This is a genomic window from Candidatus Hinthialibacter antarcticus (assembly GCA_030765645.1).
Classification (GTDB): domain Bacteria; phylum Hinthialibacterota; class Hinthialibacteria; order Hinthialibacterales; family Hinthialibacteraceae; genus Hinthialibacter; species Hinthialibacter antarcticus.
The window spans coordinates 20,876-40,697 of sequence record JAVCCE010000054.1 but is presented as its reverse complement, the minus strand read 5'-3'; the positions used below and the strand labels follow the sequence as shown (position 1 = coordinate 40,697).

General features: G+C 49.9%; 16 protein-coding genes. 15 read left to right on the top strand and 1 reads right to left on the bottom strand.

Annotation, left to right across the window (positions count from 1 at the left end):
* The first annotated feature begins 317 nt into the window (after window positions 1-317).
* From P9L94_12395 to P9L94_12325, 15 genes are all read left to right on the top strand, one after another.
* Window positions 318-1,697: a sigma 54-interacting transcriptional regulator gene (locus P9L94_12395; protein MDP8244877.1), complete on the top strand. Its 1,380-nt coding sequence runs from the start codon at window positions 318-320 to the stop codon at window positions 1,695-1,697.
* Window positions 1,698-1,834: 137 nt separating this feature from the next.
* On the top strand, window positions 1,835-2,221 hold the full coding sequence (locus tag P9L94_12390) for a NifB/NifX family molybdenum-iron cluster-binding protein (GenBank protein ID MDP8244876.1): 387 nt from the start codon (window positions 1,835-1,837) through the stop codon (window positions 2,219-2,221).
* A 2-nt stretch (window positions 2,222-2,223) separates the two neighbouring features.
* Window positions 2,224-2,991, top strand: coding sequence for a DUF169 domain-containing protein (locus P9L94_12385; GenBank protein MDP8244875.1), 768 nt, complete (start codon window positions 2,224-2,226; stop codon window positions 2,989-2,991).
* Window positions 2,951-3,334 carry a NifB/NifX family molybdenum-iron cluster-binding protein gene (locus P9L94_12380; GenBank protein MDP8244874.1) on the top strand — a complete coding sequence of 128 codons (384 nt, stop codon included), beginning with the start codon at window positions 2,951-2,953 and terminating at the stop codon, window positions 3,332-3,334. The genes P9L94_12385 and P9L94_12380 overlap by 41 nt, the downstream gene beginning before the upstream one ends.
* On the top strand, window positions 3,318-4,199 hold the full coding sequence (locus P9L94_12375) for an ARMT1-like domain-containing protein (protein ID MDP8244873.1): 882 nt from the start codon (window positions 3,318-3,320) through the stop codon (window positions 4,197-4,199). Before P9L94_12380 ends, P9L94_12375 begins: the two co-directional genes overlap by 17 nt.
* 13 nt (window positions 4,200-4,212) lie before the next feature.
* Window positions 4,213-4,563 carry a DUF5320 domain-containing protein gene (locus P9L94_12370; GenBank protein MDP8244872.1) on the top strand — a complete coding sequence of 117 codons (351 nt, stop codon included), beginning with the start codon at window positions 4,213-4,215 and terminating at the stop codon, window positions 4,561-4,563.
* 265 nt (window positions 4,564-4,828) lie between these two features.
* Window positions 4,829-5,695 (top strand): ATP-binding protein, encoded by an 867-nt coding sequence (locus P9L94_12365; GenBank protein ID MDP8244871.1) that lies wholly within the window; start codon window positions 4,829-4,831, stop codon window positions 5,693-5,695.
* Entirely contained in the window at window positions 5,692-6,609 is a 918-nt protein-coding gene (locus tag P9L94_12360) for an ATP-binding protein (GenBank protein ID MDP8244870.1), read from the top strand. Before P9L94_12365 ends, P9L94_12360 begins: the two co-directional genes overlap by 4 nt.
* On the top strand, window positions 6,609-6,947 hold the full coding sequence (locus P9L94_12355; GenBank protein MDP8244869.1) for a NifB/NifX family molybdenum-iron cluster-binding protein: 339 nt from the start codon (window positions 6,609-6,611) through the stop codon (window positions 6,945-6,947). Before P9L94_12360 ends, P9L94_12355 begins: the two co-directional genes overlap by 1 nt.
* Window positions 6,948-7,228: 281 nt before the next feature.
* The gene (locus P9L94_12350) at window positions 7,229-10,093 is read left to right on the top strand and encodes a family 78 glycoside hydrolase catalytic domain (GenBank protein ID MDP8244868.1); all 2,865 of its coding nucleotides are present in this window, start codon (window positions 7,229-7,231) and stop codon (window positions 10,091-10,093) included.
* 287 nt (window positions 10,094-10,380) lie between these two features.
* Complete coding sequence (locus P9L94_12345) at window positions 10,381-11,217, top strand: alpha/beta hydrolase (GenBank protein MDP8244867.1); 837 nt, start codon at window positions 10,381-10,383, stop codon at window positions 11,215-11,217.
* Between the two features lie 43 nt (window positions 11,218-11,260).
* Window positions 11,261-11,770, top strand: coding sequence for a hypothetical protein (locus tag P9L94_12340; protein ID MDP8244866.1), 510 nt, complete (start codon window positions 11,261-11,263; stop codon window positions 11,768-11,770).
* A 132-nt stretch (window positions 11,771-11,902) separates the two neighbouring features.
* Window positions 11,903-13,288, top strand: a complete 1,386-nt coding sequence (locus tag P9L94_12335; GenBank protein ID MDP8244865.1) for a TolC family protein — start codon at window positions 11,903-11,905, stop codon at window positions 13,286-13,288.
* Window positions 13,281-14,642 carry an efflux RND transporter periplasmic adaptor subunit gene (locus tag P9L94_12330; protein ID MDP8244864.1) on the top strand — a complete coding sequence of 454 codons (1,362 nt, stop codon included), beginning with the start codon at window positions 13,281-13,283 and terminating at the stop codon, window positions 14,640-14,642. Before P9L94_12335 ends, P9L94_12330 begins: the two co-directional genes overlap by 8 nt.
* A 30-nt stretch (window positions 14,643-14,672) precedes the next feature.
* The gene (locus P9L94_12325) at window positions 14,673-17,786 is read left to right on the top strand and encodes a CusA/CzcA family heavy metal efflux RND transporter (GenBank protein MDP8244863.1); all 3,114 of its coding nucleotides are present in this window, start codon (window positions 14,673-14,675) and stop codon (window positions 17,784-17,786) included.
* A gap of 109 nt (window positions 17,787-17,895) precedes the next feature.
* On the opposite strand, the gene P9L94_12320 is transcribed toward P9L94_12325, so the two are convergent.
* Window positions 17,896-19,761 carry a GxGYxYP family putative glycoside hydrolase gene (locus P9L94_12320; protein MDP8244862.1) on the bottom strand — a complete coding sequence of 622 codons (1,866 nt, stop codon included), beginning with the start codon at window positions 19,759-19,761 and terminating at the stop codon, window positions 17,896-17,898.
* Between the last annotated feature and the right edge of the window lie 61 nt (window positions 19,762-19,822).

The window sequence follows — 19,822 nt, the reverse complement described above, 5'->3', positions numbered from 1 at the left end:
AAATCCTTGATCCTTCGCTGTATCAGGCATGGGCGCCACTCTGCTCGCTTCAGTGCGGGCTTTCAGGCCCTCATGCACAGGCGCTCCCAGAGTCGCATCCATGCCAAATTTGGTTTGTCATTTACTGTCAGTTTCTGGGAGAAAGACGTGCAATAGAAAGCGCCCCGTTCATGTCGAGCGGAGCGTTTCATCGCTTATATCGATTCGTTTTGTGTTTTACCAGAATGATGTGTGGATGTAGCAGTAGAATCGGCCTTCGATTCGTTGCATCATTTATATAATGCTGAATCGCACTTAACATTTTTGTCGAGAGAAAAGTGTTTGAACAACCAGAAAACAGCGCAACCGACATCATTCTTGATTCTATCGCTGATGGCGTATTTACCGTTGATCGCAACTGGAATGTAACGTCATTCAACCGCGCAGCAGAAAAAATCATTGGGATTTCACGCCAAGACGCTGTCGGCAAGCCCTGTTGTGAGGTATTTCGCTCGAGTATCTGCGAAAGCCATTGCGCCCTCAAACATACCCTTAAAACAGGCGCCCCCATCATCAATAGAACAATCTATATTATCGACCTGAAAGGCAACCAGATTCCGATCAGTATCTCAACGGCTTTGCTCAAAAATTCCCGGGGCGCTGTTGTCGGCGGGGTGGAGACGTTTCGCGATTTAAGCCAAGTAGAAGAACTGCGGAAGAAGTTGTACGAGAAATACTCCTTTGAAGATATTGTCGGACACAGCGCCGGCATGAAGCGAATCTTCGATGTGCTCCCACAAGTTGCCGCCAGCGATGCAACGTCTGTACTAATAGGTGAAAGCGGTACCGGGAAAGAATTATTTGCGCGCGCGATTCATCATTTATCCTCCCGAAACAACAAGGCGTTTATTGCCATCAATTGCGGCGCCCTGCCGGATACGTTGCTTGAATCAGAATTGTTTGGTTATAAAGCGGGGGCGTTTACCGACGCGAAACGCGATAAGCCCGGGCGGTTTGCTCTAGCGGACCACGGGACGATTTTTCTCGATGAAATTGGTGATGTCTCGCCTGCCATGCAAGTCCGTCTCTTGCGCTTTTTGCAAGAAAAAACGTTTGAGCCTCTTGGCGCAACCAAGTCACAGACGGTTGACGTTCGGGTCATTGCTGCATCGAACAAAGACTTGCACCAATTAGTGCGCCGGGGTAAATTCCGTGAAGATTTGTTTTATCGCGTCAATGTGATTCGCATTGAAATTCCGCCTCTTCGAGAGCGTCGTGAAGACATCCCCTTGTTAGTTCAACACTTCATCTCGTCGTTTAACCGGGTGCACGAAAAAGCAATTTCTCATGTATCAGATAGAGTCATGGCTGCTCTTATGACGTATCCGTTCCCGGGCAATATTCGAGAATTAGAAAACATCATCGAACACGCCTTCGTTCTTTGTAGAGGCCCCTTGATCGAAGCGACCCATTTGCCTCCGTACCTCACCGACAGCAACAAGGCGTATGAATGGAATGATCAAAAGAGTTTGTCCTTGCAAAAACTCGAAACCATTCACATCACCAACACGCTCAATCAGTATCACGGCAACCGCACGGCAGCAGCCAAAGCGCTGGGCATCCACCCGACGACGCTGTTTCGAAAGATTAAATCGCTCGGGATTCTACTCCCTGAAACAGATGGTCGGCAACACATCAACACTAGCAAAATGCAGTAGTTCGTCTCGCTTTACCATTGCAAATTGCAGATATCTCTCCTCCCCCCTCAAGCCAATTCCTATCATAACACACCGGTTGATAACGACTTAGAGAATTTTTGTGTTTTGGAATGTTTCCTGCACTTTGTATGAGTGTTATGAAGATTGCTCTTCCAGTTCTCTTTTCACGAATCGCTCCTGTATTTGATACCGCCAATCGCTTGCTGGTCATTGAGCTGATTGATGGCAAAGAACATGGGCGAAAAGAACATGACCTGGAAGGGTGTATTGGAATCAATCGGGCCGCGCGAATTGATGAATTTAAAGTAGACCAACTGATTTGCGGGGCGATTTCTCGACCATTAGAAAAAATGCTTCAACTGAGAGAAATCGAAGTCACAGAACATATTTGTGGATTGATTGATGAAGTTGTCGAAGCCTATCTGTCAAACCAGCTGATGCAAGAACAATTTTTGATGCCGGGCTGCGCAAAACAACGTTCATTCGAGACAGACAACAAGCCGTGCTTACACAAACAGGGGTAACTATGCCGCAGACTCATTTACAATTATTCGATTTACTCAAAAAACAATTTGGCGGCGAATGGATTGGCGTGAAAATTAATCCATCCGATGATTCAAAAACCTTGCATACACAGAAAAATTTGAGAGTTTGCGAAGCCATTTGGAATGCAAAAAACGAATCATTTATTCTGCCTGTTTCTCAAGTTAGTTGCATGGGTGGAAGACGAAGTTTGGGAGACCCGAACGTCGACGAGAACGCGCTGATTGAGCACATTGCTGAAGAAACTGGAATGACGCGGATCTCGGTTCGCTCAATTCTTGAAATTACGCCACGATTGGACCGTGTATATGCGCTTGAAATGGGCGCCGTGTCGCAACCCGATGTTGTCATGTCATATTGCTCTCCCAGAACAGCAATGAAGTTGGTTCGGCTCTGGCAGCGGATGTTTCAAAACGAGTTGAGCGTTCAAATTTCCACTTTCCTGGCCACCTGCGGCAATGTGTTATCAAAATCCTATCAGCGAAATACGATTTGTCTTTCGATGGGGTGTCCAACGTCTCGCGAGATGGGTTTTATTCAAAACGACGAAATCGTAGTGGGAATTCCAGCCCGGCTGATTAATCCACTGTGCTTAGAAGAGCGCTGTGATCCATCTTCAAATCGTGGAGAGCCGTCTCCACACTTCTTACCGGTTCAATTCACCACGCCCGTTTCGGAGCGTAAGCCGCATATCCCAATGGAGAATCATTATGAAAATTGCAATCGCTTCACAAGGCATGGATATCTTTAGCCGGGTTAATTCACGTTTAGGCCGGTCTGCGTATTTTATTATTTTCGATTCGGATAGCGAAGAATTTAACGCGCTTGAAAATGACGAGAATAATGAAATGGATCACGGGGCCGGCATTGGGACAGTGAAAATGCTTGCTACTCATGGAGTCAAAGTGGTGATAGCCGGAAACATCGGCCCTAAAGCCCTGACAACGCTGTCGGCGGCGAACATCAAGGGGTATCTCTCTTCAGAGGAATCGGTCGTACAGGCCCTCAAACAATTCAAAGCCGGAAAGTTAAAAGAAAAAAGCGCCGAAGACCAAGACGGCGTTGGAGCCAGAGCAAATGAAAACGTACTTTGATTGCATCCCTTGTTTTTTAAAACAGGCGCTGGCAACTGCCCGTTTTGTATCGAGCGATGAGCGCATTCACGAAGGGATGTTGCGAAACATGCTACGAGAAGTGAGTGAAATGGACCTGACGATGCCTCCGCCGATCATGGGGCAGCGCATACACCGTTTGATTCGTGAATTAACCACCCAGAGCGATCCGTATTACGAACGCAAACAATATTTCAACCAGTTTGCGCTGAGACTGTTGCCCCGGCTGAAGCGCTACGTCGATGACGCGGCGGACCCACTGGAGTGCGCCGTCCGCTTGGCGATCGCTGGAAACATTATCGATTTTGGCGCTGCGGCAACGGTTGAAGATGAATCGGTCCATGCATCAATTGAAAAGAGTTTGTCAGCAGATATCTCAAACGCAGCGATTGAATTGTTTAAACAGGCGATCAACGAAGCCAAGACGATTTTATTTCTTGGCGACAATGCGGGAGAGATCGTTTTTGACCAATTGTTGCTTTCGCAAATGCCGCTCGACAAGGTTGTCTATGTAGTGAAAGGCAAGCCAATCATTAATGACGCAACCATGGAAGACGCATTGGAAACAGGGCTGACCCAGATGGTGCGTGTTGTTGGCAATGGCTCTGATGCGCCTGGCTGTATTTTGGATGATTGCTCGCCGATTTTTCGCGAACGGTTTGCTTCCGCCGATTTAATTATTGCAAAAGGCCAGGCCAATTACGAAACGCTTAGCCATATTCGAAAGCCGATTTTCTTTCTCTTACAAGCCAAATGTCCCGTGATCGCACGGGACATCGGATGCAAGACCGGCGATTTTATTCTCACCGGAAATTACGATGCACCGGTTGCAACCAACCGTGCATAAGGAGGTCGTCATCATGCCAGGAAAAGATCGAAGCGGCCCCTCTGGAATGGGGCCCGCCACAGGACGCGGTTTTGGATTGTGTACTGGAACCGTAAGCAATGTTTCTACAGGGAGAGGAGGCGTTCCATTTCGAGTTGGTCGCAGTGTTGGACGAAGACGAGGGAGCAGGGCCTCCAACTCATTTGGAAGAGGACGCCGACAGGGAAACTTCTCTCTAGATGTTGCTGCATTCGACCGCAATCAGGATTTGGCCGCGCTAAAAGAACAGGCGGAGCAAGTTCAATTGTTGTTGGATAACATCAACCAACGCATTGAGAAATTGGAAGCGCCGCCCAGCAACGAACCATCATCATTGGAACCATAACAGGCCCAATCGGAAGAGAGCCAAGTGAAATGCCAAAAGGCCAATCAGGACAAGGTAGTCGAGGACCAAGTTCCGGCGGAGGTGGACGAAAGGGCGGTCAGGGGCAGGGACGCGGCCAGGGCAAAGGGCGAAGCGCTATGAGCCAGGACGGAAATTGCGTTTGTCCTAACTGTGGCGAAACCGCGCCTCATCAGCCCGGCGTTCCATGCAAGACGCTGATCTGTCCCAAATGTCAATCTCCGATGCTGCGTGACGGTTTATCTACATGAAAGTTGCAATCGCTAGCGGTAAGGGCGGCGTCGGGAAAACGACCGTCGCCGCCAATCTTGCGTATATCGCATCTCGTTATTCATCCGCTCCAGTTTGCTTGCTTGACTGCGACGTTGAAGAGCCGAACTGCCATATCTTTGTTAAACCTATACTCGATCAAAAATTGCCGGTTTATGTGAACTGCCCGAGTTATGATCCCAGCCTATGTACTCAATGTGGTCAGTGTGCAGACATCTGTCAGTTTCAGGCAATTGTTTATGTGGGCAAGAACATTTTGGTGTTTCCTGATCTCTGTCATGGATGCGGCGGCTGTTGGCGTGGATGCCCCGAAAAAGCAATCACAAAAGGCCAGCGAACGGTTGGTGATATTGAGCGGGGATGGGCGGACGGCTTTGCATTTGTTCAGGGGAAACTAAATATCGGAGAACCGTCTGCTGTTCCTGTGATCCGAACGGTAAAGTCGTATGCAGATGATAATTCGTTTGTCATCGTTGATTGCCCGCCGGGTTGTTCCTGCCCAACCATTGAAGCGGTTCGAGATTGTGATTTTGTGATTCTTGTCTGTGAACCGACGCCGTTCGGCGTCCACGATCTTCATTTAATTGTTGAACTTTTGCGATTATTAGAGGTTCCGTTTGGCGTGGTCATTAACCGGGATGGAATCGGCGATTCTTGTGCGCATGATTACTGTGCGAGAGAAGCGATTCCGATTATCGCTTCGGTGCCGGATGATCGTATCGCCGCTGAGGCCTGTTCTCGCGGAGAATTGATTGTCAAGAGCGTTCCAAGCGTGCAAAAACCAATGGTGGAAATATATTTTAGCGTTGCGTCTTCATTGGTCGGAAGCGAGAGCCGCCCATGATGAAGCAAATTAGCATAATCAGTGGAAAAGGCGGCGCCGGAAAAACTAGTTTGACGGCATGTCTCGCGTCTCTCGCCCAAAATGCGATGGTTGCGGATTGCGACGTCGACGCGTCTGATTTGCACCTCGTATTAAATCCACAAGTAATTGAACGCGGAGCGTTTCGTTGTGGAAAAAAAGCCTATATATCAAAAGACAAGTGCATTGATTGCCGGGTTTGTTTTGACCTTTGCGCATTTGAGGCGGTGCAGCCCGTAGAGACAATGGCTGGAACCGTCTATCAAGTTGATTCACTGGCCTGTGAAGGATGCGGGGTCTGCGTCCGGTATTGTCCCGTCGGCGCCATCGAACTTCGGGAAGAAGAAAATGGAGAATGGTTTCGCTCTCACTCACGTTTAGGGCCAATGACTCACGCAACCTTGCAAGTCGCGAAAGAGAATTCAGGAAAACTATCAACGTTGGTTCGGAGACATGCGTTTGAATGGGGCCAATCACTTGGCTGCGATTGGATATTGATCGACGGCCCGCCCGGGATTGGATGTCCCGTCATTGCTGCAATTTCAGGCGTTGATTTAGTTCTTATCGTCACCGAGCCAACGTTATCCGGTTTTCATGATATGGAACGAGTGGTTGAATTGTCTCATCACTTCGATATTCCAGCCGTTATTTGTGTGAACAAATATGATATCAACCGGGATATCACCCACAGCATCACCATGCGCGGAATCGAACTGGGGACGCCAGTTGTTGGGCGAATTCCGTATGACAGTTCTTTCGTCGAGGCGCAAATCAATCAAATGTCATTAACAGAATTTTCAAATGGTCCGTCGGCAATCGCCATTCGAGAACTATGGCGAACCATAAAACAACGACTAACTTTATCAAGTGAAGTCTCAAAAAAAGGAGCCAACTAATGAAAATCGCCGTCCCCGTCATCAACGAAAAACTCGCAGCCCATTTTGGCCATTGTGAACATTTTGCTCTGCTTGAAGTCGACTCTTCAGCAGGACAGGTAACGAGCAAGACGCTCGTCACGCCTCCGCCTCATGAACCTGGCGTCTTGCCCTTGTGGTTGCACCAGCAAGGCGCAGACGTCATTATTTGCGGCGGCATGGGCATCAAAGCCAAACAATTGTTTGATCAATACTCCATCCGGGTTGTGATCGGCGCGCCGGAGGAACTTCCTGAAGCGCTCGCAAAACAATTTTTGGAAGGCTCTTTGCAAACGGGTGAAAACCTCTGTACACATTAAAATGGTTAAAGTTCAACAAAGTACGGTCTCTGTCTTAATCAACAACACAGCCCGCCCGGACGATTTGATTGCGGAGCATAGCTTATCTTTGTTTATTGAAATCGATTCCGTGCGCATTCTATTTGATACAGGACAAACCCAAGCGCTTTTGCATAATGCATCACGCATGGATATCAATCTCGCTGAAATTTTTCGCCTGAAATCACGAAGGAACTTGCGGTCGATGGCGAATTATTAGATGCTTATATGAGGAAATGAAATATAGAACAATGGGGCGAACGATGAATTTTTCTCTTCAAAAAACAGCAGCCGTTTTTTTTATTTTTCTCGGTTATCTAGGAGCGATGGCAGCGGCGGACGCGCTCACGGCGCAAGACATGCGCACCGAGTATCTGGTAAACCCAATTGGCATTGATGAAACCCAGCCGCGCTTAAGTTGGAAGTTGGACTCTGACGAAAATGGCGCCCTGCAAACCGCCTATCAAATTTGCGTTGCTTCGAGCGATGAATTGTTGCATCGAAACCAGTTTGATCTTTGGGATTCAGGAAAAACCGAAAGCAGCCAAAGCGTCAACATTGCCTACCAAGGCGCTCCACTACAATCGCGTCAACATTGTTTCTGGAAAGTGCGCGTCTGGGGGCAGGATGGTCGCGCGTCTCATTGGAGCAGCGCCGCGCATTGGTCAATGGGGTTGTTGTCGAATGAAGACTGGAAAGCGGAGTGGACCAGTTTTAAAGATGATGCGCCCATGTCGGCGTCAAGAGAGAATATGGTTCTTCCGCCAGCGCGATATTACCGAAAGACGTTTGTCGCGAACAAGCCAATCAAACGCGCCATGGCCTATGCGTCTGCGTTGGGAATCTATGAACTGAGCATCAACGGAAAACGCGTTAGCGACCAAATGTTTACCCCCGGCTGGTCAGATTATCGCGAACGGGTTTACTACAACGCATTTGACGTGACAAGCCTGGTCCAGTCTAAACAAAACGCGATTGGCGCCATCGTCGCTGACGGCTGGTATAGCGGTTATCTCGGCTATGGCTTGCTGGTCGGTTATGGCCCCAACCAAAGCGGGCGCAATATTTATGGAAAGACCCCGGCGCTCTTGGCGCAACTTGAGATCGAATATACAGACGGAACCAGCGAAATCATCGCAACCGACGCCAGCTGGAAAACTCGCACCGGGCCGATTGTTAAGGCCGACATGCTCATGGGTGAAACCTATGACGCGCGGCTGGAACAACCTGGTTGGAACCAGCCTGGCTTTGACGACGCGCAGTGGGAGAGTGCTATCCCCGCGAAAGATAATGGTTCGACCAAGGCCGTGTTTACGGACCAAGCAGGTAAGCGCGAAATGGAGTTTGGTTTTATTGAACCAAAGCAAATCACTGCCTATCCGTCAGTCCCCATCCGTCCGACGGAGAAGATAAAACCGATTGAGATCACCGAGCCTTCTCCGGGAACCTTTATCTTTAATATGGGGCAAAACTTTTCCGGCGTTGTACAGATCAAGGTGAAAGGCAAGCGCGGCGATACGATTGTGATTCGCCACGGTGAGATGCTGCACCCTGACGGGCGCTTGATGACCGAAAACCTGCGCCGGGCGCAAGCGACGGATACTTACATCTTGCGCGGCGACAGCCAGCCCGAAATCTGGGAGCCGCGTTTTACCTATCATGGATTCCAATATGTTGAATTAACGGGCCTGACGGAAAAGCCCAGCCTGAATACCGTCACGGGAATCGCCATTCATTCCGACACGCCGCTGACCAGTTCGTTTGCGTGTTCTGATCCGATGGTCAATCAATTGTTTAAAAATATCGTCTGGACGCAGCGGTCGAACTTTTTTGAAGTCCCCACTGATTGCCCGCAACGCGACGAGCGCTTTGGCTGGACGGGTGATGCGCAAACCTATATCCGAACGGCGAGCTATAACGCTGACGTCGCCGCCTTCTTTACTAAATGGCTGGATGATTTAGAAGAAGCCCAATTGCCCAATGGGGCGTATCCCGATTATGCGCCCTATCCGATGATGCACGGCAAACCCCATCGCGGCTTCGCGACCGCCTGGATGGATGCGGGGATCATTTGTCCCTGGACAATATATAAGGTGTACGGCGACGTGCGCGTTATCGAACGGCATTACGAGTCGATGACGCGCTTCATGCAGTTTCGCCAAACCAACAGCCCTGACTTTTTGGGCGTGAATATCGGCAACGGTTGGGGCGATTGGCTGGCGCTGGGCGACACTGCGCCGGTTGAGTATGTCGATACGGTTTATTTTGCGCTATCCGCGCGAATGATGGCCGAAATGGCGGACGCGATTGGTGAAAGCGATGACGCAAAACAGTATCGTGAATTGTATTCATCAATCAAAAACGCATTTGCCGCAAAGTACCTAAGTGATGACGGGCGCATCAAGCATGATTATCAAACCTCCTATTCATTGGCGCTGTTCGCCGGATTGGTTTCGGAAGAACAGACGCAAGCCGCGAGCGACCGCCTTGTGGAACTCATCAATGAAAACGACGTTCGCATGAGCACCGGGTTTTTGGGGACGCGTCCACTGTTGACGGTGCTGACCCGTCACGGCAATAACGATTTGGCCGCCCGGTTGTTGCAAAGCCGCCGATATCCATCATGGGGGTATGAAGTTGAAAACGGCGCCACCACCATTTGGGAGCGCTGGAACAGCTATACCAAAGAAGACGGTTTCGCCAGCGTGTCGATGAACTCATTCAGCCATTACGCCTTCGGCGCGGTGTGTGAATGGATGTTCCAGTCGCTGGCGGGGATCGACTGCGCGTCGCCCGGCTACAAGGAAATCATCATTGATCCTCATCCGCCTGAATATGGCTCGAACCCCGAACAGGAACCCATCCATTGGGTGAAGGCGTCGGTTGAAAGTATTCATGGCGCGATTGGCAGCGAATGGAAAAATTCGGAAGCGATGTTTGAGTTAAGCGTCAGGATACCAGCGAATACCACCGCTCATGTTTATGTTCCGGCTGCGAACTTGGATCAAGTTCAGTTAAATGGAAAAGAACTCAGCAGACAGAGAGATGTTATATTGGTTCGGACAGAAAATGAGAAACTGGTTTTCTTTACGCCGTCCGGCGAATATTCGTTTAAAGTAATCAAATAAAATTCGGTTCTTCCGGTATTTGGATACTTTATCACAAATTGAATTGCGTTTTTTTGACGTTTTTTCGTAAATGCTTGATCTTTCGCTGTATCAGGCATGGGTACAACTCTGCTCGCTTCAGTGCGGGCTTTCAAGCCCTTATGCACAGGCGCTCCCAGAGTTCCACTCATGCCTGATTGGTTTGTCAATTTATGAAATGCCGGAGCCTGTTTCTCAATAAAAATTATGGCCATCCATCAATGTAAGTACTCACTTGCCGGATGAACCTAAAATTTGATAGGTGAAAAATGAAAAAATACTACCCATTCACGATTTCAGTTTGTTTGATGATAGCGGTCGCGCAATTGTGCGTTGCGCAAGACGCCAAGGTCGAATACACAACCAAGACGGACATTCTTTATTATGAAAATGCGGCGAGTTTGGAGGATGCGTATATCAATGAGCGATGCCGCCTTGATCTCTACTATCCAACCGGTCTTAAAGATTTCCCCACCATCGTCTGGTTTCACGGCGGCGGTTTGCAGGCGGGCAATCGTTCTGTTCCGCAAGCGCTGAAAGAACAGGGTTTCGCCGTTGCGGCGGTAAACTATCGGCTGAATCCCAAGGTGAAATGCCCCGCTTATATCGAAGACGCGGCGGCCTCTGTTGCGTGGGTGATGAAGCGCATCGACGAATTCGGCGGCAGCCCGCAGCGGGTGTTTGTTTCGGGCCATTCCGCAGGCGGTTATCTCACCAGCATGGTTGGCCTCGATAAACGCTGGCTGGCGAAGCACGGCGTTGACGCCGACCGCATCGCTGGATTGATTCCATTCAGCGGACACACCATCACCCATTTTACTGTGCGTGATGAACGCGGCATCCCGCGCGAGCGACCGATTGTTGATAAATTTGCGCCGTTATATCACGTCCGGTCTGACGCGCCGCCGATTGTGTTTATTACCGGCGACCGCGAGATGGAGATGTTGGGGCGGTATGAAGAAAACGCCTACATGGCGCGGATGATGAAAGGCGCCGGGCATAAGGCGACGACGCTGTATGAACTGCAAGGTTTCGATCACGGCGGTATGGCCAAGCCTGCGCATGATATCTTGGTTCGTTTTGTTAAAGAAATCGTTTCGGAATAATGACCTCGCTTCTAATGCCAGACACTTGTGGATGAGAAATTAGGTGGTATATGATAAAGGTGACAGAAATAATCGTGTACACTGTAAAATAATAAGCCGTTTTCAAAGGCGAGAACGGCGCTTGTTTTCTTCTGGATATAAAATGAAACGTTTCTTCTATTGGGTATTTGTCGTCTCGACGCTATTACAGTTTCCATTTTCGGGGGCCGTTCTGTGTGTTGGAAGCGACGGACATTTCTCTTTCGAAAATTCGCAGGAGAAAGTATGTTGCGCTTCAACAAATAGCCAACGCTCTGTCAGTCTCGTTTCTCAAGAAGAAGAGGAAGAAGATAATTGCGGCGCTTGTATTGATATCCCTCTACTCCAAAACGAAACCATTGTTCTCGGTTCCGCCAAATGCGAACCGCCCTCGCTCAATCTTCCATCGCTGAGATTCGATTCTTTTGTGCGAGTTTCGCCCGTCTACCAAAAATCTCAATTGACTCAAGTCGCCCCGTTCCATTATCAAAGCCTGCTTTCCTCTCAAATTCGTTCGACGATTCTTCTGATTTGATCCACCGCCTTTTCTGTTTTTCCTCACGCGCTTCATTGTGCGCCTTACGCAAGTACAACGCCGCTTGAATGTCATTCCGCGTTGTCTCTCTTTTGCGTGATCTTGTTCTGTCTGAAATACGAGGAGGCAAAAATGCGTCCATTTCTTATTGTTCTCACGCTGGTATTTATCGCATCGGGGTGCGTCACCACGACGCCCCCAAATGATAGCCCGGCCACTTTGACCACGAGTAATTCCCAATATTTTAACGATGAAACTAACAATCATTCGCCGATGGCGAGCATCACTGAACCCATCGGCCCTTTGACGCTACAGCAAGCGGCGTCTCTAGCCCTTTTGCACAATCCTTCGCTTTCCGCTTTCTCATGGGAGATACGAGCCCGTGAATCGCTTGAGATTCAAGAAGGCTTCTATCCCAACCCGGAACTCGAAACGGAACTTGAAAATTTTGCTGGAACCGGCCCGATTGATCTCTTCAACCAGGCAGAGGCAACCGCTCTCTATAGCCAGCTCATTGAATTCGGCGGGAAGCGCGAAAACCGCCAAGTCGTTGCTCAGTGGGAAACTGAAAGCGCAAGATGGGACTACCGGGTTGCTGTCGCGGATGTCCTCGCTCAGGTCGCCCAGCGCTATTTTGATGTTTTGACCGCTCAGCAGCGAATTGAGATTCTTAATGAGCTGCTCCAACTCGCCGAAGAATCTGTTTTTGCTATTTCTGAGCGAGTGAAAACAGGCCGAGTCGCTCCCATGGAGGAAACGCGCGCACGCGTCGAACTCGCTGCCGAACAAAATCTTCTCGACCAAGCGAAGGGTGAACTCGAAGCGGCAAAGATACAACTTGCCGCTGCCTGGGGAAGCGCTGTTCCACAATTTGAACTCGCAACGGGGACGCTGGGGGATATCCACGAACTTCCTTCGTTGGAATCACTTTCTACTGAAGTTGAAGCGAATCCCGACGTACAGCGCTGGAGCGCCGAAATGAAAAAGCGCGAAGCAGCGCTCAACCTCGAGGTTTCACAAGCCGTTCCCGATATAACCCTGAGCGGCGGACTTCGATATATAAATGAATCGGACGATGTAGCCTTCATCGCGGCAGTTTCTTTTCCGCTCAACATTTTCAACCGCAACCAGGGCGCAATACAGGCGTCCAGAGAACGGATCCAAAAAGGCGAGGAAGAAAAACGCGCCGTGACAGTTGAAGCGCTTAGCGCTCTCTCAACTGTCTACCAGTCGTTGTTGTCCTCCCGTACCCAAATCGACCGGTTAAAAAAAGAAATACTCCCCGGCGCAAACAGCGCGTATGAAGCCGTTCGGGAAGGCTACGAACAAGGGAAATTCGCCTATCTGGAGGTTCTCGATGCGCAACGAACTCTCTTTGAATCACGGACCAAGTTGATCGAAACCACCGCCGATTTTCATGCGCATTGGGTCGCCCTTGAGCGCTTGCTCGGCAAACCGCTTCAAAACGTAATACCAGCAGATCAAATGACAATGCCTGAGGTGAAAAACAATGAATAAGAAAATGATCTTTATTTCAGCAATGACCGTTTTCCTGGGGATTTTTCTCTCCGTCGCAATCGTTTTGTTTAATCCAACGAATGGCTATTCCTATGCTGCTTTCTCAAAGGCGCCACTTGAACTTGAGCATGCGGATGAAGAAGGGCACGAAGGCCATGAGCATTCAGATGTAGACGTTCATGCGGATGAAGAAGAGCACGAAGGCCATGAGCATTCAGATGTAGACGTTCACTCGGATGAAGACGGGCACGAAGAAAGCGATTCTCACGCCGGTGAGGATGACCATGAGGAACACGCTATCCGTTTTTCAACTGCAACTTTGGAAGAATTCAATATTAAGACGGCGATCGCGTCGCCGGGGATGCTGACGAAGCATATCGAAGTCTCTGGAGAAGTGGTTATTAACCCCGATTCAGTCAGTCACATTATCCCGCGCATTCCCGGAGTCGTGAAAGAAGTCCACAAATCGTTGGGGGCTGCTGTGGCAAAAAATGAACTCCTCGCCGTGCTTGAGAGCCGGGAACTCGCGACGCTCAAATCAAGTTACCTGGCTACGTTGGAACGGTATAAGTTAGCCCAAACCAATTTTAACCGGGAAAAAGCGTTGTGGGAGAAAAAGATATCCGCCGAGCAAGATTATCTTTCATCAAAACAAACATTGGCCGAAGCGCGGATCAACGTCACCGCCGCGGAACAACAACTTCATGCAGTAGGGTTTTCAGAAGAGGCGATTAAGCAGATTCCCACTCAACCGGATGACCTCTTAACGCGTTATGAAATCCGCGCGCCTTTTGAAGGTCAAGTGATAGAAAAACACCTCACACACGGAGAGTTCGTCAAAGACGAGACCTCCGTGTTTACCATCGCTGATTTAAAGAAAGTTTGGGTGAATTTCACGCTCTATCAAGCCAATCTTTCTTCTGTCCGCAATGGGCAAACTGCCGAAATCTTTTTTAATTTTGGGGATTTTCAAACGAAGGGAACCATTTCATACATCAGCGCTGTTTTGGATACGCACACGCGCACGGCCACCGCCCGCGTTGTGGTTGATAATCCGACTGGCGTCTTGCGGCCCGGGTCATTCGTTAATGGCTTGATTGCCGCCGACACATTCCCCGTCTCTGTCTACGTACCCAAAACAGCCATTCAAACCATCGAAAACAAACCGGCCGTTTTTGTTCAGCATGAAGACTTGTTCGAGCCGCAATTCGTCGAGATCGGTCGGACCAATAAAGTTGGAGTAGAAATCGTCTCCGGCCTTAAGCCCGGCCAGGTCTATGTCTCAGAAGGCGGCTTCGCCTTGAAAGCGGAAATGGAAAAAGAGGCGTTCGCCTCTGGCGGGCATTCTCATTAAGAACGGCCCGAACGGGTATCGAGGTTTACTATGATTGAAAAAATGATTAAGTCGTCTCTTTCCAGCCGATTGCTGGTTTTTGTTATGGCGGTTCTCGTGATGGTGGCCGGGTACTATTCCTATACCCGCCTGCCCGTCGATGCGTTCCCTGATATCTCACCCTCATTGGTACAGGTTTTCACCATTACCGAAGGTCTCGCTCCTGAGGAAGTGGAGCGCTATGTGACATACCCCGTCGAGGTTGTCATGAACGGTTTGCCCGACTTACAAAAAATCCGCTCGGTGTCGAATTTTGGGCTTTCTGTCGTCAACATTTACTTCAAAGAAGGAACCGATATCTACTTCGCCCGGCAACTGGTGAATGAGCGTTTGCAAGAGGCCCGCGAGCAAATCCCCGAAGGGTTCGGCGAACCCTCGATGGGGCCGATCTCCACGGGCATGGGACTAGTGTTGTTCTATTATTTGGAGGATGAGACGGGTTTGCGTTCATTGGAAGAAATGCGAACCATCCAAGACTGGATTATCAAATTTAACCTCCAAACGGTCTCAGGCGTCACGGAGGTGTTAGGAATCGGAGGCCACGAAAAGCAGTATCACGTTGTGATCAATCCCGATGCCTTGCTTCAGTATGACATCACGATAAACGAAACGACCGAAAAAATCCGGGCCAACAACCTCAACGTTGGCGCACAGTTTATTGAAAAGAACGCGGAAGAATATCTGGTGCGTTCCGTCGGCTTGGCCTATGGAATTGATGACCTGGAAAGCATCGTTATCAAGAGTGAAAGCGGACGCCCTGTTTACTTAAGAGACATCGCCGATATACGCATCGGAGGCGCAGTCCGTCGAGGCGTTCAGACCTTAAACGGTAAACAGGAAGTTGTCGCGGGGATGGTTGTTAAACTCTACGGGACGAATTCGTCAACGGTAATCGAACACGTTGAGAACAAGATCGAAGAGATCAACAAAATCCTCCCCGAAGGCGTAAAAATTGTTCCCTATTATCAGCAACGGGATTTGGTTGAGTCCTGCGTTGCGACGGTCACAAACGCTTTAGCGCAAGGGATTGCATTTGTTGTTTTGATTTTGATTATTTTTATGGGCGGCTTTCGGCCTAGCATCGTCGTTTCTCTCTCCATTCCATTCTCGGTGTTATTCGCCACTTTAGGCATGAGTTACTTTGGCCTCTCGGCAAACTTAATGTCCCTTGGAGGCTTGGCGATTGCCATCGGCATGATGGTGGACGGGACCATTGTTATGGTCGAAAACGTTGACCGCCTTCTTCGCCAATCGGGGCCTTCAGAGTCCAAAATCCATATCATTGCACGCGCGTGCGCGGAAGTCGGGCGTCCAATTGCGTTCTCGATTGCCATTATCATTATTGTGTTCATCCCGCTGTTTACCCTTCAAGGCGTAGAAGGGATGACGTTTCGCCCCTTAGCCTACACGGTGGCAATGGCCATGCTCGGTTCGCTGATCTTCGCGATTGCGGTCGCCCCAGCGCTTGCATTCGTGTTTATGCGAAAGCCAAATACACGGTCAACAGTCAAACAGAACACCGATATCCTTCTGGTTCGATGGCTTAAAGCGCCTTATCTTCCGCTTGTGCGGCTTTTTGTCCGGCATCGATCTTTCTCTTTGATCCTTGTTGCTGTTTTTCTTGGAATCGGTGTTTATATTTTCCCTCAACTTGGTTCTGAATTTACCCCCAAACTCCAAGAAGGCACGATGATTGTCCGCTTAACCATGGCCCCCTCGATCTCCTTGGAAGAAAGCAAAGATGTGACGTTTCGCGTCGAACGCCGCTTGATGCGCATCCCCGAAATCACAACCGTCATATCCCGAATTGGCCGTGGAGAGGTGGGAGCGCATACCGACCCCATCAATAGCGCGGAAATGTACATCGTTCTCAAACCGCAAAAAGAATGGCGCGACCCAAACTGGCATCAAGAAGATTTGAGCCTCGTGATTCGAGAAGAACTCGGTGAGATTCCTGGAGTGGCGACTAACTTTACACAGCCCATCGCGATGACGATTGATGAATTGCTTGAGGGCGTTCGCGCTGAGTTGGCGATTAAACTCTTTGGCGACGACCTGGATACCTTGAAAGAAAAAGCGGATGAAATCGCGATCGTCGTACAGAACGTGCGGGGCGCGGCGGATGTTCAACCCGACCAGATCGCCGGGAAACCACAACTATTGATTCGCCCGAACCGCCAGGCCATAGCCCGCTATGGGATCAACATGGCTGACGTGCAGGAGGTCATTCGCACTGCGGTCGGCGGCGAGACCGTTGGACAAATCTTCGAAGGCATTCGGCGGTTTGACATTTACGTCCGCTATCAAAAAGACAGACGCAGCACGCCCGAAGACATTGGTACGATTCTAATCACTTCCCCCAATGGGAGCAAAGTTCCCCTGGGGGAGCTGGCAACCATTGAGGAGATCATCGGCCCCCGACAGATCACGCGGGAAGACAACCAGAGGTTCATCACCGTTCAGTGCAACGTCGTTGGCAGAGATATCGGTTCTTTTGTCGAAGAAGCGCAACAAGCCATTGATGAGCAAGTCAACCTTCCTCCCGGCTATCTAGCAACATGGGGCGGACAATTTCGCTTGCAACAAGAAGCGAACAAACGCTTAGCGATTGTGGTCCCAATCACTCTCTTGCTCATTTTTCTCATGCTGTATTCAAGTTTCAACTCTTTGAAAAACTCATTTCTAATTTTGCTCAATATTCCACTTGCATTGGTTGGGGGCGTTGTCGCGCTATGGATTACCGGTGAAAATCTGTCCGTGCCGTCATCCGTTGGTTTTATCGCGTTATTTGGCATCGCGCTTGAAAACGGAATGGTGTTGGTGACCTACCTGAACGAATTGCTTCGAAAGGGCGTCTCTGTTGACGAAGCGTCTGTCGAAGGCGCCGCCCTCAGGCTTCGTCCGGTGTTAATGACCGCGCTCACGACCGCGTTGGGGCTTATTCCCCTGCTCTTTTCCGAAGGCGCAGGCAGTGAAGTACAACGCCCTCTCGCGACCGTTGTCGTCGGCGGACTGGTTACATCCACCATCCTCACGCTTCTTGTGATTCCGTCTCTATATAAGTGGTTTTCCATCGACCCGGCGCAAGAATCTCGCGAGTTTTGAGAGAGCCGTATCCACAATGGCGACAAGCGCTGGGACGTTTGAGTGTTTCGTTAGACAACCAGAATAGGCGAGAAAATCGCCTATTCTGGTGTGAGGCATGTGCGGTGCATTACTCGGGTTTGTTCTCCTGCGCCGTTCCATAAATTCGCAGTAGTTCAAAAAATGTCGGAGCGTCGAGCAGTTCGATCGCCGGGTTTTTCTCTTTGAGCGCCGTTACTACATCTGCATACCATTGCGGTGATTTGAGAATGTTGCGGAACCAATGGAACGGTAAATCGCGGTCCTTTACCCGCGCAAGAATATGATTGGCCGCCGCGTTAATGTTGCCTTCGTTGACGTCATGATCGGCGCGTAACACTGGCATTTGATGATGAAGCATAAACGGTGGAATCTTCTGCGGGACGATTCCGTTCGGACTAAACGTCTCATAGCAACTCAAACCGTCTTCGTTTAACCCGGGCGCATATCCATCAATGACGAACCCGGTAATCGACATTCCCCAGCGTTGATAAATCGGCAGGCAATGCGCTGCCCATGCGTCCAGCCCTGATGGAAGCCCCGAAATCGGGCGCGGCTCTTGTAACATGCCCGGATTCAAATATCCCGCCCCATTATCAGCCGCGACGAAATAATCATTGGGCGTCGCCGTCTTTCTCATGCGGGCCATCACCATTCCCGCCCGGCGCTCCAACACCGGGCTGATCGACCACATCATCGGGACCTCTCCACGGGCCGGATCATCCCAAAACTTGGGCGCCATCTGATACAGCCACGCGGCGGAATCATAATCGCCTACATAAAAAATGATGAATTCGCGTCCATCAAAATTGATTGAACCGTCGCGGTTCAGATATCCGCGTTTCACTAAATCATCATGCGTCACCCAGGGCTGGGGGTATTGTTCATCAAGCGGATAATGCTGCCAGAACGAAGCGTTCGCCATCGCTCCCATCCCTATCGCGTCCGCATCAACGTACCCGTTGTAGGCGCTGACGATTCGGCTGAATTCCCATTCCGTTGGGACGCCGCCGTGTTTGCCGCCTGCGTTTCCGTGATCGGTATATTTATTCGCCCAGGGAGTAAACCCGCCGATGTGGAGCATCTTCTCCCTGCCGCCGTGATGATATGCGTTCAACAATAACGCCTTCAGCGTCTTTAAGTCTTCACCCAACTTCTGCGTCGGGTCATCGACGGGCGTTTCGTCTTCCCACACGCCAAGGTCAAAAAAGAAGGCGCGTTTTGAAACAAAATAATCATGGTTGGTCAGCGTGTGGTGGTTGGGGTTCGCCGCTCGTGGATTCTCTATCCAATACGCGTCGAGATAGAAGCCCGCATACTCGCAATTGAGTTTTCCGGTATCCATATAATGGTGTTTGAGCCAGAGGTAGGCGTCGCATTTCGCGCTGCCAGTTGATGGCGCGTCCGTCCCGGGGATTTTGTCCTTCCCCGTAAACAGAGATGAGCCGTCTTCATTGATGAGCCGCGCCTTGACCGGAAGTTGAGGCCCCTGCAAAACGATTTGCGAATAAAGCGAGTTGGGGCTCGCGTCATATCGAATCGCGATCAAATCTTCCGCGCCGGCGATGCTGGAAGCGAGGTTGCTTGTCGCGGGGACGGCGGGGTCATAAACAACAACGCCGTTGATATCTGAGCGATACGTCTCAATCAATGCTTGAATGTCAGGGATGTTTTTTCTCGGCCTGTCTTCAAGCCATTCTCCCGGCTTGGAGTTTTGGTCGAGCCAATAGTCGTCAATATTCATTCCATGGTTTTCAACAAAACGAATATACAAGCGGGGTTGGTCCCGGTTTACGATTCCCTGAAGCGTTGAGACGGCGTGGCAATGGTCCCAGGCGTCTTCGACTTGCTCGCGGTTGTTCGCATCAAACCGCAAGGCATACGTGAGGTCGTATACCTCAATCGGATTTGAAATTGCGCATACAGCCATGAATGACAACAGGTGATGGATCAACATAACAAACTCCAATCAAAAAGAATGAACAGAAGAACATAATTCGTGTTTTATTTCGGGCGAC